18 protein-coding genes are annotated in these 16,551 nt (G+C 43.4%); 4 read left to right on the top strand and 14 right to left on the bottom strand.

What is annotated here, in order from left to right; all coding sequences use genetic code 11:
* Positions 1–341: 341 nt before the first annotated feature.
* Together sbcB and cdd are read left to right on the top strand one after the other, a co-directional pair.
* Complete coding sequence (gene sbcB, locus K5Q73_RS13800; RefSeq protein WP_220761418.1) at positions 342–1,754, top strand: exodeoxyribonuclease I; 1,413 nt, start codon at positions 342–344, stop codon at positions 1,752–1,754.
* A 96-nt stretch (positions 1,755–1,850) separates the two neighbouring features.
* Positions 1,851–2,741, top strand: a complete 891-nt coding sequence (gene cdd, locus K5Q73_RS13805) for a cytidine deaminase (RefSeq protein WP_220761420.1) — start codon at positions 1,851–1,853, stop codon at positions 2,739–2,741.
* Positions 2,742–2,811: 70 nt separating this feature from the next.
* On the opposite strand, the gene K5Q73_RS13810 is transcribed toward cdd, so the two are convergent.
* The 12 genes from K5Q73_RS13810 to K5Q73_RS13865 form a co-directional block, all read right to left on the bottom strand.
* Positions 2,812–3,687 (bottom strand): NAD(P)-dependent oxidoreductase, encoded by an 876-nt coding sequence (locus K5Q73_RS13810; protein WP_220761422.1) that lies wholly within the window; start codon positions 3,685–3,687, stop codon positions 2,812–2,814.
* Between the two features lie 135 nt (positions 3,688–3,822).
* Entirely contained in the window at positions 3,823–4,323 is a 501-nt protein-coding gene (locus K5Q73_RS13815) for an acyl-CoA thioesterase (RefSeq protein ID WP_012155719.1), read from the bottom strand.
* 65 nt (positions 4,324–4,388) lie between these two features.
* A complete protein-coding gene (locus tag K5Q73_RS13820; protein ID WP_220761423.1) occupies positions 4,389–4,757 on the bottom strand; it encodes a hypothetical protein in 369 nt (122 codons plus the stop codon).
* A 239-nt stretch (positions 4,758–4,996) separates the two neighbouring features.
* Complete coding sequence (gene fabF / locus K5Q73_RS13825; protein WP_220761425.1) at positions 4,997–6,235, bottom strand: beta-ketoacyl-ACP synthase II; 1,239 nt, start codon at positions 6,233–6,235, stop codon at positions 4,997–4,999.
* A 254-nt stretch (positions 6,236–6,489) separates the two neighbouring features.
* Positions 6,490–6,723: an acyl carrier protein gene (gene acpP, locus K5Q73_RS13830; RefSeq protein WP_011496723.1), complete on the bottom strand. Its 234-nt coding sequence runs from the start codon at positions 6,721–6,723 to the stop codon at positions 6,490–6,492.
* 156 nt (positions 6,724–6,879) lie between these two features.
* Positions 6,880–7,626, bottom strand: coding sequence for a 3-oxoacyl-ACP reductase FabG (gene fabG, locus K5Q73_RS13835; RefSeq protein WP_220761435.1), 747 nt, complete (start codon positions 7,624–7,626; stop codon positions 6,880–6,882).
* Between the two features lie 9 nt (positions 7,627–7,635).
* Complete coding sequence (gene fabD / locus K5Q73_RS13840) at positions 7,636–8,562, bottom strand: ACP S-malonyltransferase (protein ID WP_220761437.1); 927 nt, start codon at positions 8,560–8,562, stop codon at positions 7,636–7,638.
* 83 nt (positions 8,563–8,645) lie between these two features.
* Complete coding sequence (locus tag K5Q73_RS13845) at positions 8,646–9,605, bottom strand: beta-ketoacyl-ACP synthase III (RefSeq protein WP_012155724.1); 960 nt, start codon at positions 9,603–9,605, stop codon at positions 8,646–8,648.
* A gap of 10 nt (positions 9,606–9,615) precedes the next feature.
* Entirely contained in the window at positions 9,616–10,644 is a 1,029-nt protein-coding gene (gene plsX / locus K5Q73_RS13850) for a phosphate acyltransferase PlsX (protein ID WP_220761439.1), read from the bottom strand.
* 15 nt (positions 10,645–10,659) lie between these two features.
* Positions 10,660–10,830 carry a 50S ribosomal protein L32 gene (gene rpmF / locus K5Q73_RS13855; RefSeq protein WP_020913118.1) on the bottom strand — a complete coding sequence of 57 codons (171 nt, stop codon included), beginning with the start codon at positions 10,828–10,830 and terminating at the stop codon, positions 10,660–10,662.
* 17 nt (positions 10,831–10,847) lie between these two features.
* A complete protein-coding gene (gene yceD, locus K5Q73_RS13860; RefSeq protein WP_220761441.1) occupies positions 10,848–11,372 on the bottom strand; it encodes a 23S rRNA accumulation protein YceD in 525 nt (174 codons plus the stop codon).
* A 411-nt stretch (positions 11,373–11,783) separates the two neighbouring features.
* Positions 11,784–11,984: a hypothetical protein gene (locus tag K5Q73_RS13865; RefSeq protein ID WP_220761443.1), complete on the bottom strand. Its 201-nt coding sequence runs from the start codon at positions 11,982–11,984 to the stop codon at positions 11,784–11,786.
* Positions 11,985–12,237: 253 nt separating this feature from the next.
* Here K5Q73_RS13865 and K5Q73_RS13870 point away from each other — a divergent pair, with 253 nt between their 5' ends.
* Together K5Q73_RS13870 and K5Q73_RS13875 are read left to right on the top strand one after the other, a co-directional pair.
* Positions 12,238–12,819, top strand: coding sequence for a nucleoside triphosphate pyrophosphatase (locus tag K5Q73_RS13870; protein ID WP_220761444.1), 582 nt, complete (start codon positions 12,238–12,240; stop codon positions 12,817–12,819).
* 243 nt (positions 12,820–13,062) lie between these two features.
* On the top strand, positions 13,063–14,466 hold the full coding sequence (locus K5Q73_RS13875) for a GGDEF domain-containing protein (RefSeq protein ID WP_259650753.1): 1,404 nt from the start codon (positions 13,063–13,065) through the stop codon (positions 14,464–14,466).
* Positions 14,467–14,624: 158 nt separating this feature from the next.
* Here K5Q73_RS13875 and K5Q73_RS13880 read toward each other — a convergent pair whose 3' ends face one another.
* Entirely contained in the window at positions 14,625–15,272 is a 648-nt protein-coding gene (locus K5Q73_RS13880; RefSeq protein WP_220761454.1) for an HAD-IA family hydrolase, read from the bottom strand.
* Complete coding sequence (rluC, locus tag K5Q73_RS13885) at positions 15,269–16,228, bottom strand: 23S rRNA pseudouridine(955/2504/2580) synthase RluC (RefSeq protein WP_220761456.1); 960 nt, start codon at positions 16,226–16,228, stop codon at positions 15,269–15,271. Before rluC ends, K5Q73_RS13880 begins: the two co-directional genes overlap by 4 nt.
* Between the last annotated feature and the right edge of the window lie 323 nt (positions 16,229–16,551).

Below are 16,551 nucleotides of genomic sequence, written 5' to 3' on the forward strand. Positions count from 1 at the left end.
ATAATAAATTGTCGTACAATTAAGCCAAGACCATGGCTTGCAGGTAAAGTTATAAGGTTTTATTTAAACCTATATAGCTAGCAGGTTACTTTAAAGAGTATAAGGCTCGAACCATCAACCGCCAAAAGCCCCCTAAATAACTCATTAACGCAGAATTACGAATATCGTAAATCGGCATTAAAAAGGCCGGCTATTCTACTGCGTCAACCTATTTGGATCCAGCGGATAAAACTGCTGCAAACTCCAGCAAAGTACCTGAGTTGTATTAAGGAAACTAGGACATGAGCTCATAGGCAGTGCTATGATAAACACAATTATTGTTTGTGATAGCCACTAAATTTATGTCCATGAATAACCAACCCACCCTCTTCTGGCACGATTATGAAACTTTCGGGGCTAACCCTGCTAAAGACAGGCCTTCTCAGTTTGCTGGCGTTCGCACAGATATGGATCTTAATATCATCGGTGAGCCTGAAACCTTTTATTGCAAAGTAGCCAATGACTATCTACCGTCTCCAGAAGCCATTCTAATTACCGGAATAACTCCGCAGCTTGCTAACTTAAAAGGCATACCCGAAGCTGAGTTTATGAACAAGATTAATGGGCTCTTTAGTCAGCCTAAGACTTGTGTGGTTGGTTACAACTCGCTGCGATTTGATGATGAAGTTTCGCGCTATGGCTTTTATCGTAACTTTATCGACCCTTACGCCCGTGAATGGCAAAACGGTAACACTCGTTGGGATATTATCGATCTAGTACGTGCCTGCTACGCTTTTAGACCTGAAGGCATTAATTGGCCAGAAAAAGAAGATGGTTCGCCAAGTTTTAAGCTAGAGCAACTTACCGTTGCCAATGGCTTAAGCCATGAAAAAGCCCATGATGCTATGTCGGATGTTTATGCCACCATCGATATGGCGAAACTGATTAAGTCTGTGCAACCTAAGCTATTTGAGTATTACTTTAGCCTCAGACAGAAACAAGCGGTATCTAAGTTAATTGACGTACTAGACATGAAACCATTAGTGCATGTTAGCTCTAAGATCAGCGCGCTAAATGGATGTACAACCATTATCGCCCCTGTTGCATATCACTCGACCAATAAAAATGCTGTCATTTGTGTGAACCTAGCAATGGATATCTCGCCGCTTTTAGAATTGAGTGTGGAAGAGATCCGCGAGCGCATGTATACCCGCCGTAGTGACTTAGCCCTAGACGAGTTACCTATTGGCTTAAAGCAAATCCATATTAACAAGAGTCCTTTTATTGCCCCTGCAAATACTTTAACCGATGAAAATGCAGCCAGACTGGATTTTGATAAAGCATTTGCCAGAGCACAGTATAAGAAACTAAAGCAACATCCAGAGCTTAGAGAAAAATTAGTTGCTGTATTTGATGTTGAGCATGAAGGCCGAGCCGTCGATGCCGACCAAGCTTTATATAGCGGTGGTTTTTTCAGCTCTGCTGACAAAGCCAAGATTGAAATCATTCGTAATACACAACCAAGTAACTTAGCAGCACTAGAGCTTGATTTTGACGATGAGCGCCTTGCTGAGATGCTCTACCGATACCGCGCACGTAATTACCCAGAAACCTTAAGTGACTCAGAGCAATATCGTTGGCGCGAGTTCTGTCAAAGCAGACTTAACGATCCTGAGTATATTATACGTTTAGAAAACTTACTCGAAGAAACCGAGCAAGATGAATCTAAACAAAAATTATTACAGGCTTTGTGTCATTATCTTAGAAGCTTATAAACTCTAGAGGCAATAAATGAGACCTCTATCGCATTCTAGTTGTAACAAGATTACTAGAATGATATTTCATTAGCGTTAATAAAAAGGAAATAGCGAATGCAAGACCGTTTCTTAAAAAGCATAGCTAAGTTACCTGAGTCACTAGCCACGGCAATCGTGCCGTTACTCGATAAAGACTTTGCCGGTCATATTGATGCCCAGCAATTAGCTGAACTACAAACTCAAAGCAAAATGGAACTTAATGAACTGCTTTTGGCGCTTCTTCCTATCGCTGCTGCTTTAGCAAGGCCGCCAATTAGCCAGTTTTATGTAGGCGCCATAGCTAAAGGAAAAAGCGGTGATATCTATATGGGGGCCAACATTGAGCTCCCCGGTGAAGCGCTATTTCACTCTGTACACGCAGAACAAAGCGCCATTAGCCACGCTTGGTTAAGCGGTGAAATGGCTATTGAAGACATCATTGTTAATGCTTCACCATGTGGTCATTGTCGTCAATTTATTAACGAACTCGTCGAGGGAAGTAAGGTCAAAATCCACTTACCAGACCAAGCCACTGCACCGCTGTCTCATTACTTGCCTTATGCCTTTGGTCCAAGCGATCTTGATGTCACTGAGCCTTTGCTTTCTAAGCAGCAGCAAACGCTTTCATTAGATTCTAACGATCCCATGATCATCGAAGGATTAGATCATGCCGGACTGAGTTACGCGCCATACACTAAAAACTTCGCAGCTGTAGTGTTAGAAACTAAAGACGGTGCGACTTACTGCGGACGCTATGCCGAGAACGCAGCATTTAATCCGTCAATGCAACCCATGCAGATGGCCTTATCGACTATGGCGCGTCATAACCGTGACTTTAGCGAGATAAACCGCGCTGTATTGATAGAGTCTTCTAAAGGGGTGATATCGTTAGTAGGAGCTGCCATGGACGCCCTTCACAGCGTTGCAGCTGTTGAACTGGAACATATTGTGGTTGAGCCAGAATAACCGCTATTTACTGGTTACATCAAACAAAAGGACCTTTAGAGGTCCTTTTTAATGAGAGAAACTTAACAAACTAGCCACGATTCTTTTCAAGTTTTGCTAATAAGCTCGATGTATCCCAGCGCGCTCCGCCAATTGCTTGCACTTCTGAGTAAAACTGATCCACCAAAGCCGTTAGCGGTAAGTGTGAACCATTGCGACGCGCCTCAGTGAGCGCAATCCCTAAGTCTTTACGCATCCAATCAACCGCAAAACCTAGGTTATACTCGCCCTGCCACATGGTCTGATAACGGTTTTCCATCTGCCAGGACTGCGCCGCGCCTTTGCTGATCACCTCTACCACTTTTTCGCCATCTAACCCTGCACTGCGGGCGAAATGAAGCCCTTCAGCCAAACCTTGTACCACACCAGCGATACAGATTTGATTGACCATTTTAGTTAGTTGTCCAGCACCTACTTCGCCTAGCAACTCCACACAGCGAGCATAAGCGTCGATGATTGGTTTTGCGCTATCGAATATTGATTGCTCGCCGCCAACCATCACGGTCAATACACCATTTTCGGCGCCTGCTTGGCCGCCAGATACCGGAGCGTCCATAAAACCAATACTTAAAGATTGCGCTACTGCGGCAATTTCACGAGCGACATCAGCAGAAGCTGTCGTATGATCGACTAAAATACTGCCAGCGCTCATCCCAGCCAGCGCTCCGTTATCACCCAGAGTAACCAGGCGTAAATCGTCATCATTACCAACACAAACAAATACAAACTCTTGGCCTTCGGCTGCCGCTCTTGGAGTCACTTGGTAATTGCCGCCATGTTCTTTGGCCCAAGCTTGTGCCTTAGCCTCTGTACGGTTATATACCGTGACTTGATGCCCATGTTTAACAAGGTGCCCGGCCATTGGATAACCCATCACGCCCAAACCAATAAATGCGACTTTAGCCATTTTACTTCCTATTGTAGAGTGAGATTTTTTATGTTTTCAGCCATTCTAATGGCTGGCTGATAAATAAAACAGCAAAAATAGCCAATAAAAAAGCCAGCCGATAGGCTAGCTTTGATTTCGTTTTTACAACTAAGATTAAGAGTCTTGTAAAGACGGCTGTAGATCCACATGCGCTTGCATCTCTGCACCAATCTTTTTACGCATATCCATCAAACGAATTGCAGATTCTCTTAGCTCAATATCCGCAGGTAGTACAGGCTTCCAATCTGGAACTTCAGTCGGTTGACCGTCATCATCAACAGCAACCATGACTAACACACAGTGTGTAGTTAGATGCCTATCTTGAAACTTAGGGTCGCCCGCTTTTACGTCAACACCTAAATGCATCGAAGTTCTGCCCGTGTAGATCACTTTAGCCGTAACCTCAACGATATTGCCCACATGAATTGGCTTAACGAACCGAATGCCGCCAGCATAGGCAGTAATACAATATTTACCACTCCAGCCTGCAGCACACGCATAACCCGCGAGGTCAATCCATTTCATTACGGCGCCGCCGTGTACTTTACCGCCAAAGTTAACATCTGCAGGTTCTGCAAGGAATCTTAATGTTAACTGTCTTTCTAATCCGGCCATACTGGACCTCAATGCGTTTACTAACTATTGAGTATCTTACGCCAAATTCTTTACATCAGCACCTTTTAGCCAAACTGACCGACTAAAAAGCTACCACTTAGCACAACAGGTAAAGCTAAGCGATAAACCCATAGTTGTGTTGTTGCGCCAAAATATTTACCACCATTAAATAAGGTGTATGCAGCGATACCTGCTAAAAATAGCCCCATGACCTCAATACCAGCGATAACACTATTAGCATTACTCACATCAATTGCGGTAATCAAGAGTGCAAACCAAACGATACTAAAAGCTGCAACCGCCATATTAAATGTTTTTACACCTAACTCCATTTGAGGCAAGCGTGCTGCAGATTCGCCGCGAATAAGCTCATTAATATTAGCTGTAATAATGCCTAGAACTGGCATGATAGGAATAACAATTGGATTAAGCACTTTAGTGTCCCTTCGGTAAGATCTGCATTGAGCCCATCGCTTGAGCTAACGCCTGCAGTATCTGCCTAAAGAACCATATTTTCTAGCGCCTTCTTAACAGATTAACTAAGGTTAATCTTAACGTTATAATGTTTTAATATTTGCCGTAAATTATGTGAACCTGTTCATAAGTTTACTTTGCAATAGCCAATAAAAAAGCGCCTTTCGGCGCTTTATATTAGTGTAGCTAACTGAGTTAATTATACTTTCTTGAAAAGTAGCGAACCGTTCGTGCCACCAAAGCCGAACGAATTACATAAACCGTACTCAAACTTATAATCACGAGCAGTGTGAGCAACAAAATCTAAATCACAGCCTTCATCAGGATTGTCTAAGTTAAGCGTTGGTGGGATAACCTGATCTTTCAGTGCCAGTATCGTGATAATGGCTTCAACTGAGCCCGCTGCACCTAATAAGTGACCGGTCATTGATTTGGTAGAGCTCACCAGTAAGTCATAGGCATGATCGCCAAATACTGACTTAACTGCCGCGGCTTCTGCTTTATCACCAGCTGGAGTAGATGTGCCATGCGCATTGATATAACCAATATCTTCACGGGCAATTCTCGCATCGTTAATGGCATTCACCATCGCTGCGGCAGCACCTGCTCCATCACTTGGTGGTGAAGTCATATGGAACGCATCACCGCTCATGCCGAAACCGACTAACTCAGCATAGATAGTCGCCCCACGCGCTTTAGCGTGCTCGTACTCTTCAACAACCATCACACCGGCGCCGTCACCAATAACAAATCCGTCACGGTCTTTATCCCAAGGGCGACTTGCCGCTTCAGGATCGTCGTTACGGGTTGAAAGTGCCTTTGCTGAACCAAAGCCAGCTACAGCTAATGGGCAAGTCACATCTTCTGCACCGCCTGCAACCATTACGTCAGCATCGCCATATGCAATAGTACGCGCCGCAAAACCGATATTGTGTACACCGGTAGTACAAGCTGTCGTTACGGCGAAATTCGGGCCTGTCATGCCGTATTTAATCGAAAGGTGCCCAGCAATCATGTTGATAATAGTGCTTGGAACAAAAAATGGTGAAACTTTACGTGGGCCGCCTTTTAGTAGAGCGGCATGATTTTGTTCAATAAGCGGCATACCGCCCATTCCGGCGCCGATTGCAGTTCCTACACGCGCAGGATCAAGCTTATCCATCTCTAAGCCTGAGTCTTCTACAGCTTGAATGCCTGCAGCCATACCGTACTGAATAAACAAGTCCATCTTACGCGCGTCTTTACGAGACATGTACTGTTCGACATCAAAGTCTTTTACAGAACCACTAATACGAGTCGTAAACTCGCTAGCATCAAATTTAGTTATTGGCGCGATACCACTCTTACCTGAAACCAAAGCTTTCCAAGAAGAGTCAACTGTATTTCCCACAGGGCTGACTAAGCCTAAGCCAGTTATGACTACTCGACGTTTAGACACGCGGTCACCTTTTTTACTTTAAAAATGAATAATGATGATAGCTGCAAAGAGGTTGAACTACCAATACCTATACCCCGTATTTGAAAACATGGTTTCAAAGGGTATGTGCCAGTTCTGGTTGGAATAATACTTATCTAGGTAATAAGTATTTAGGGTAAATCGAATGATTCAAACACAAAAAATGAACTTCAACCAGCGGCGTCTAGAAACAAAAACAGGCGGCAAAAATGCCGCCTGTTTTCAAGAATTCTAGATTACTGATTCTTAGAAACGTAATCGATCGCTGCTTGAACAGTAGTGATCTTTTCAGCTTCTTCATCAGGGATCTCGGTGTCAAACTCTTCTTCTAGAGCCATAACCAACTCAACAGTGTCTAGAGAATCTGCACCTAAATCGTCAACGAAAGATGCTGCTGATTTAACGTCTTCTTCTTTAACACCTAGTTGCTCGATGATGATTTTCTTTACACGTTCTTCGATGTTGCTCATTAGTTTTCTTTCCTATTCAAATTACGCACTTGCGCAAGATTGCGAGTAGTTTATTGAATTTGGCAGACATTGCAAGCTCAAATTTCGTGGTCTAACCACAATCAAGCCTGCAGTTGATGCAGATCACCCTAGGGTGATAACAGTCTGCCGTTCCCTTTAAACCATGTACATGCCACCATTCACGTGGAGAGTCTCTCCCGTAATGTAAGCAGCTGAGTCCGACGCTAAAAAGAGGACTGCGTGAGCAATTTCCTGCGCCTGACCAAGTCTTTCCATTGGTACTTGAGACATAATAGCTTGTTGCTGCTCTTCCGTCAGCTCATCCGTCATATCAGTCTGGATAAATCCAGGGGCAATAGCATTAACCGTAATTTGACGAGATGCAACCTCTCTTGCAAGAGATTTTGTAAATCCAATCAGACCCGCTTTAGCTGCTGAGTAGTTAGTCTGCCCCGCATTGCCCATTGTGCCTACAACTGAACCAATATTGATGATACGGCCATTACGCTTTTTCATCATTGGTCTCATCACCGCTTTTGACGTGCGGAAGATAGATGTTAGGTTAGTATCTAGGATATCATTCCATTCGTCATCTTTCATTCGCATTAACAAATTGTCACGCGTGATCCCGGCATTGTTGACTAAAATATCAACATCACCCGCTCTTTCTTTAATCGTTTCAAACAAAGCTTTTACAGAGTCGGCGTCAGTAACGTTTAAAACAAGACCGTGGCCCTTATCACCTAAATAGGCTTGAATCGCTTCAGCGCCACGTTCACTGGTGGCAGTACCGATAACGACAGCGCCAGCTGAAACTAATGTTTCAGCAACTGCGCGTCCAATACCACGGCTGGCGCCTGTTACTAAGGCTACTTTACCAGTCAGATCAAAACTTATACTCATCAGATTTCCTTATTCGGTCAACGCCATTAATGAAGCCACATCGTTTACAGCTTGCGCTGAAAGCGAACGATTAATGCGTTTTGTTAGACCTGTTAATACTTTACCAGGTCCCATTTCAAACAGATTAGTGATCCCATTGATAGCCATCAGCTCAACAGTCTCAGACCAACGAACCGGGCAATAAAGTTGACGAACCAAGGCATCTTTAATGTCACCTGCGCAATTAGGGCTAGCTACATCAACATTGTTAATGACAGTAACCGCTGGCTCATTAAACTCAATCGCTTCAAGCGCTACAGCAAGTTTATCAGCTGCAGGCTTCATCAATTGGCAGTGCGACGGCACGCTTACAGGCAGTGAAACCGCCATTTTAGCGCCGTTGGCTTTGCATAGTGCTGCAGCGCGCTCAACAGCCGCCTTCTCACCAGCAATAACCACTTGACCTGGGCTGTTATAGTTCACAGGACTTACAACCGCACCTTCAGAAGCTTCTTCACAGGCTTTAGCAATTGCATCGTTATCTAAGCCGATAATAGCAAACATTGCACCCGTTCCAGCCGGAACAGCTTGTTGCATTAATTGACCACGTAGCTCGACAAGTTTGATCGCCGCTTCAAAATCAATTACGCCCGCGCAAACAAGCGCCGAGTATTCACCTAGACTGTGGCCAGCCATTACCTTAGGTAATGCTTTACCTGACGCAACATAAGCACGGTAAATAGCAACACTTGCAGCCAATAACGCAGGCTGTGTCTTATCGGTTTCATTAAGTGTTTCAACCGGTCCTTGCTGAGCTAATTCCCATAAATCGTACCCTAAAACAGCGCTTGCTTGTGCAAACGTGTCTGCAACAACTGCATGAGTATCAGCAAGCTCTGCTAGCATACCTAATGCTTGCGAGCCCTGCCCCGGGAATACAAAAGCTGTATTTTCCATTATTTTTACCTTTTAAATCGACGTCTTTGTACTGCTATCAATCAGGCTAACACGTTGCGGCATTGCCTAACGTAACAAGGATCTTAAAAACGAACTAAAGCACTTCCCCAGGCAAACCCTGCGCCGAAGGCTTCAAGCAATAATAGTTGACCACGCTGAATACGGCCGTCTCTGACCGCTTCATCGAGTGCAATAGGTACCGAAGCCGCAGAAGTGTTACCGTGTTTAGCAAGTGTAAGCACCACTTTATCTAAACTCATATCGAGTTTTTTAGCAGTAGCTTTAATAATTCTGAAGTTAGCCTGATGCGGCACTAGCCAGTCGATTTCTGACTTGTCGACATTGTTATGACGCAGTGTTTCTGTCACAACATGAGACAACTGAGTCACGGCAACTTTAAATACATCATTACCTTTCATTGTCATATAACCCACAGCTTCAGAGGTTTCACCTTTGCGCGGTGGAATAGAACATTTTAGCAAGTCACCTTGACGACCATCGGCAAAGATATGCGTTGAAATTATGCCTGGCTCGTCAGAACGGCCGATGACAGCGGCACCCGCACCGTCACCAAATAGAATAATCGTCGAGCGATCTTCTGGCTCACACAAACGTGAAAGCACATCGGCACCAATAACAAGTACATTTTTAGCAGCACCTGTTTTCACAAACTGATCAGCTACAGATAATGCATACACGAAACCAGAACAAGCCGCAGCGATATCAAATGCAGGAACAGTGTGAATACCTAGCATGGCCTGTATTTCACATGCAGCCGCCGGAAATGCGTTGCTAGCACTAGTTGTACCGCAAATGATCATGTCAATTTCAGAAGCTTCGATACCAGCCATTTCAATGGCTTTTAACCCGGCTTGATAGCCCATGGTTGCAACGGTTTCATCCGCTGCAGCGATTCTACGTTCTGAAATACCTGTGCGTTCCACGATCCATTGGTCTGTGGTTTCGACCATTTTTTCGAGATCGAGATTACTACGCACCTGCACCGGTAGATAGCTACCAGTACCAAGAATTTTTGTATGCATAAGGAATTTATCAGCTATTAATGTCTAAAAGAATCGACTCTAGACGATCTTCGATCATCTGCGGGAGTCGACGTTGCGCTTCGGTCACTGCCAAATTAATTGCTTGTAAAAAAGCAGCTTCATCTGCGCACCCATGACTTTTTACTACAATTCCGCGCAATCCTATCAGACTTGCGCCATTATAGTGGTCGGGGTTCATCTGATTTAACAAAGAACGTATACGTGGAGCGATGATTTTAGCGAGGATCTTGACGAAAAATCCGTCACTTAGACTCTTTTTAAGCTGATGGATCAACAAGCGCGCAATACCCTCTGAAGTTTTCAAAGTGATATTACCCACAAAGCCATCACAAACAATCACGTCTACATTACCAGAGTAAATCTCATCACCCTCAATAAAACCGGTATAGTTTATTTGAGGAATTTGTTGTAGTAACTGACCAGCCTGTTGGACTTGATCATTACCTTTAATTTCTTCGATGCCTACATTGAGTAACGCAACTTTAGGTGCCACGGTCTTATTGACTGTTTCACAGAGCACCGAACCCATCACCGCAAATTGGAACAAAGTTTCGGAGTCACAGGAAATATTTGCACCTAAATCGAGTAAATAAACAGGCGTGTTATTCACTGCTGGTAAACAGCTAACAAGCGCTGGACGATCGATACCAGGCAAAGTCTTAAGTAACACTTTAGACATAGCCATTAGCGCGCCAGTATTACCTGCGCTTAAGCATGCTTGCGCTTTACCGTCACGCACTAATTCAATTGCTAGACGCATCGAACTTTGCTTACGGTTTCTTAAGGCATGAACAGGCCGATCGGACATGGCGACCACTTCGGTCGTATGTTTAATCTCAATGCGACGTTTTATCGCTGGTTCGGCAGATGCTATATATTCGTCTATCTGGGTTTTATCACCCACTAGTACGATTTTAAGGAGGGGGTTTAAGCGAAGTGCCTGCAAGGATGCAGGCACTGTGATGCGGGGACCAAAGTCGCCCCCCATCGCATCTAACGCAAGCGTCAGATTTGTCATAAGGGTCTCAACAAATTACTTGTTGATAACCTTTTGACCACGGTAGAAACCGTCCGCAGTCACGTTGTGACGACGGTGAAGTTCACCACTCGTTGCATCCACTGATAATTGAGCTGTGCTCAAAGAATCGTGTGAACGGCGCATACCGCGCTTAGAACGAGATTTTTTATTCTGTTGTACAGCCATTGGCCCTGTCTCCTAGATTACTTGCTCTTCAGTTTTTCTAACACTGCAAACGGATTTGGACGCTCCTCTTGAGCGGGTTCGATCTCGCCTACGACTATATCTTGCTTACCAAGATGACAATCTTCATTCTCATGCATGGCAATCAAAGGCATAGCGACTATCAATTCATCTTCGATCAATTGATGCAGACGAATTTCGCCAATTTCATTGCACTCAATAGGCTCATACGCATCCGGGAGCTCATCGATTTCAGCTTCAGTCTTACAAAGTCCAAAACTAAACTCGACCGTAACCTCAGTGGTAAATAGTGTCATACAACGTTGACAATCCAGAGTGAGCTCCGTCACAGCCTTCCCGTTAAGGTAGACTATCCCCTGTATATCGACGCCACATTCAAGCGACACTGCCACATCAGAACAGTCGCCGGCACATAATTCATTTAATCGCTTTAACTGCTTACCAGGCACCAAGCCTTCATAGGAAATCTGGCTACTGGCAGCGCGAACGGGATCAATTGAAACCGGTATCTTTACTGTTTGCATAAGGCGCGCATTTTAGGTGAATTTTAGCAGAAGTCAATACTCTTGTACGTTCAAGATGAATAACCCCTGTTTAATTCAGCTAAGTGAGTTGTTAGGTAACAGCATTGTACAAGAAACAAAGCCGCCAATACATTATATTTCGCCTATAAATGTGTTTAAGTGTTCGTAATTCCATCGGCTAATTCTATTTTTGTGATGCTGTTAATAAAGCGGCTCTTTAAATACCCACCATTGAGCCTGCTTTCTGCACAGATGCGTCACTTAAATACAGCGATGGCCCAGTAACTTAAGCAGTTGAATATTTTAAATTTCACTTCTATTCACTCAATAAGCTGGGATTTCACCTAACCTTTATCAGTCTCAGTTCAACTCTTGAGCCTAGCAAGTCAATTTCACTACACAGACTATAGGCTATTTTTCGGCCTTATTGATATGTTCTGTACCAGAAGCCCAGTGAACGACGACATCGTCAAGCCGCGCAATGCCCTCACGAGCAAGAGCCCCTAATACCATCGCAAATAGAATAGTCGGATAAAATGGACGACTCACATCGCCACTTAAGTGAACGACTACAGACAACATTATTAAAATCGCAATCCATAATTTAAGCATAACCTTGTTCCTCATCGTCTAAGTTACAACACAGGATACGGTTTAAGGCCTGTACACAAGCTGAATGCGCTTTCTTCATGTATACGCTGCGCGATTCAATCACCAAGCAAGCGTAACCCCCCCTTAGGCAAAAAAACTAAATGTTGTGGATATTACTTGCGGCCTGATGGCAACTTTAGTGACAATACACGATTTGTTTCTTGCGAATTTAACGAGTAGTTCAGGAGTTCGCGACTATTTACAAGGCATCACTATGTCCACACCAATTGTTTTAGCTTCAACATCGACTTTTAGACAGCAACTTCTTAAAAAGCTTGAGCTGGAGTTTAGCTGCTGCTCTCCTGATGTTGACGAAACGCCACTTGATGATGAGTCCCCTACCGAACTGGTATTGCGTTTAGCCAAACTAAAGGCCGAGGCTGGTGCTAAGCAACACCCTAACGCAATTGTCATTGGCTCAGATCAAGTCGCAGTAATAGATAACCAAATTATTGGTAAGCCGCTAAACCGTGAAACCGCTATTGCACAACTAACTGCAGCCAGTGGTCAGCCTATTACCTTTTATACAGGCCTTGCCGTTCATAATGCCAATACTGGCTCGGTTGAAGCTATTGTCGAACCCTTCACCGTTCACTTTCGCTCATTAACGTCAAAGCAGATCTGTAACTATGTCGACATCGAGCAGCCTTTTTACTGTGCAGGTAGCTTTAAGAGTGAAGGATTAGGTATCGCCTTATTTGAACGATTAGAAGGTAAAGACCCAAACACTCTGATCGGCCTACCATTAATTTCCCTCATCGATCTGCTAGAAGCTCAAGGAATTAATGTTCTCTAACCCTAACGACTAAAGTGTCACGGTTAGCCAGAACAAATAAACAGCAAGCCCTGCGCTGTTCAACTAAAATTAGTGCTAGTAAATCGTGCTTGCTCGTTAAAGTTCTTAAATAAGCGAGTAATAACATTAACTTCTATGGGAAACGCTTTACTAGATGGCGAGTAATTAAGTCGCCTAATCTTGTTTATACCCAAGTATTACTTAAGAAGAGCGTCGCTGAGACTTCTATTTACTTAGTGCTGAATGAATGGATTAACTCACTGCATATGTGTCTGGAATAGGGATATGACCAACATAGAACAAGCGCTCACTCTGCTCGCTGCACCGTATACAGATGAACACTTCTTTGCTCGAGCCCTCAAAGCATTAACTTTAGTAACTGGATGCCGCTGGGCTGGATTTGGCCGCCCCTCTACTGAGGAGGGGTTCGGGGAAATAATTGCTTTTTTCGATGGTGAGAAAAATTTACCAAGCTTTGAATTTGAGTTAAAAGGTTCACCTTGCGAGCAGGTTTACCAGAATGAACAATGTCACTTACTCTTCAAAAGCAACCTACAGAAACTCTTTCCCAATTTTGATTTGCTCAAAACCCTTGGCGCCGATAGTTATCAGGCGGAGCAAATAGTCAATGAAAAAGGCGAAATGGTCGGTCATATTTTCGTTCTTGATCCGAGTCCACAAAAAGAAGATAGCAAATCAAACGAGTTTTTCAGGCTAATTGCGCAACGAATAGGGGTTGAATATCAGCGTCTTATAATCAGCCAAGAGCTTGAGCAGCGACAGAAGATGATCGCTTTATCCGAACAATATATGTCTTTCGTCGACACCAACTATATATACCGCGTGGTATCGAAAGGTTATGAGTCACTGTTTAACCTAACTCAAGAGCAGATAATAGGTAAAAGTGTTTTCGAGCTTCATGGAAGAAACGTTTTTGAAAATCAAATAAAACCATTGCTAGATCGTTGCTTTAACGGAGAACAAATAAAGACCCAAGTGTGGGTGCACCCTCCTCACCATAAAAGGCCGATTTTCTTAGATGTTCACCACAATCCTTATTTCGATGCCAATGGCCACATCACAGGCACTATTATTTCCGCCCATGATATTACCGAACTTGAACAAGCTAAAAGCAGAATTGAGTATATCGCAAATCACGATAGTCTAACTGGGCTAGCCAACAGGCGCTCACTATTTTATCAATTTGAGCAGTTACTGAAAGCAGAAGAAAATGCTAAGCCTAAAGTCGCTATAGCCTATTTAGATATTGACCATTTTAAATCGATCAATGACAACTATGGTCACCAAGTCGGCGATCTAGTGCTTATAGAAGTAGCTGAAATTCTTACTCGCGCAAGCTTGCAAGGTGATACGGTTGCTAGAATTGGTGGGGACGAATTTATTATAATCAAAACGTTTGAACATGAGCCCGCGCCATTAAACGAACAAGCCCTGCTCGACAACTTACGCATACAACTGCAGCATGCATTATGCACTGACGTTGCCATTGATGGTCATAAAATAAAAATCAGCGCGAGTATCGGACTTCACTTAGTCGATGACACTTCTGCAGAATTAGCATCGCTCATCAATCAAGCCGATAATGAAATGTTCAAAAACAAACAAGGCGTGCCTCATCGTCAATGAACACTCAAAACTAATACCTACACAGCCACCTAAACAACTACCAACATAAACGCTTGGCACCGAGGCTTAACCTAAGTATTAGCGGCTAAAGAATGTTTCAGCTATTGAGCCCTATAAGTAGAGTATGCTTAAGTGTTCGCGTGATAAAACAGCGAAAGCTATCCTAATACGTTAAGTAACTCTATCGGTCTATGAATAATAGCTTTTGGCTTAGCTAACAAAAGCTTTGACTCACTATGAGCGCCATAACTCACGCCAACTGAATCAACCCCTGCATTGTTTGCCATATTAAGATCATGAAGAGAGTCTCCAATCATGATCGCACGTTCAGGCTTAACTTTAAGCTCTTCTAATAATTCGTGGATCATGTCGGGGTTTGGTTTACTCTTTGACTCATCGGCGCACCTGCTCGACTCGAAATGCCTTGCTAATCCGGTTTCACTTAGCACGCGATTCAAACCATTACGCCCTTTACCAGTAGCAACCGCCAAACGGTAATCTCTTGCACTTAGCTCATTGAGTAGCATTTCACTACCTTCAAACAATGGGCTTGGTGTGGTATTAAGCGTTAAATAATGCTCTTTATACGAATTAATCATGGGTTCGAAATCGATTGTCGGTAAAGATGGATATAAGGTTTTGAGTGCCTCTTCCATTGATAACCCAATCACATCTCGCACCGCTAACTCTGATGGACATACAATAGATAGTGAATTCGCCATCTGCTGCATACAAGTAACAATTTTACTGATGGAATCCATTAAGGTTCCATCCCAATCAAATATGACTAATTCGTAAGGCTTCATACTTTCTTTAACTTCTTTAAGGTTGATTCGAGTATAGAGTCTAGTGGTGCTTTAACCTGCATCACTTCTTCTGTTTCTGGATGGGTGAACTTTAATTGCGCGGCATGCAGGAACAATCTGTTTAAACCTTGAGCACGCATAGAGTCATCAAACTTTTGCTCGCTGTACTTCTCGTCACACGCAATAGGGTGACCTGCAAATTGACAATGGACACGAATTTGATGAGTACGACCAGTCACAGGGCTAGCTTGCACTAGCGTAGAATCTTGGTAACGCTGTAGGATCTTAAAGCGAGTTTCAGACTCTTTGCCCTCTTTATTAACACGTACGATCCGTTCACCAGACTTGAGTGTCAATTTAAGCAAAGGTGCTTTAATGACTTTATCATGGGCTTGCCATTCACCTCTAACCAGCGCCACATAGTCTTTCTGCATCTTCTTATATCTAAGTTGATCATGCAGATGTCTTAACGCGCTGCGCTTTTTAGCAATTAACAATACACCAGAAGTTTCTTTATCTAAGCGGTGCACTAACTCTAGGAATTTCTGTTGAGTGCGCAGTGAACGCATCGCTTCAATAACGCCAAATTCAACACCACTACCACCATGCACGGCAATACCAGACGGTTTATTGAGTACAATAAGGTACTTATCTTCGAATAATATGCGATCTTCTAATTGAGACACTTTGGTCAATTTAGCAGAAGGACCCGGACGCCCTTCGCTCTCTGACACTCTAACAGGCGGAATGCGTACCACATCACCATCGGCCAATTTATATTCAGGCTTTATGCGCTTTTTATTTACTCGAACCTCGCCTTTGCGCACAATCCGATAGATCATACTTTTAGGCACGCCTTTAAGTTTTGTCAGAAGAAAATTGTCTATACGTTGTCCAACGTGGTCCTCGTCAATAGTAACCATTTGAACTTGTGCTTTTGGAGATGGAGTATTCATACTGCGCCGTTATGTATTTCGTTGCGACGCATTGTACAACAACTGAAAAGAATTGTGCCTTTCCATTTGCTGATTTTATCTATTATTGCTATATTTCCCTCGCTATTGCTGACTACTACTGGATAAAACATCCTTAAGTCAGCCTTACATGACGGTTCAGAACGAGACTAAAAACGTTTAAAGTTTGATAGTAAATCATTGATTTACGGGTCGTTGTATCAATAAAAAGGCAAGAACATACACCTTCACGACTAAATCAAAACGCAAACCCAACTTACAACTGGTTTCTCGACTGAAACGCCCCAATTTCGAAGAATAATTTT

The organism is Shewanella sp. MBTL60-112-B2 (assembly GCF_019655055.1).
Taxonomy (GTDB): domain Bacteria; phylum Pseudomonadota; class Gammaproteobacteria; order Enterobacterales; family Shewanellaceae; genus Shewanella.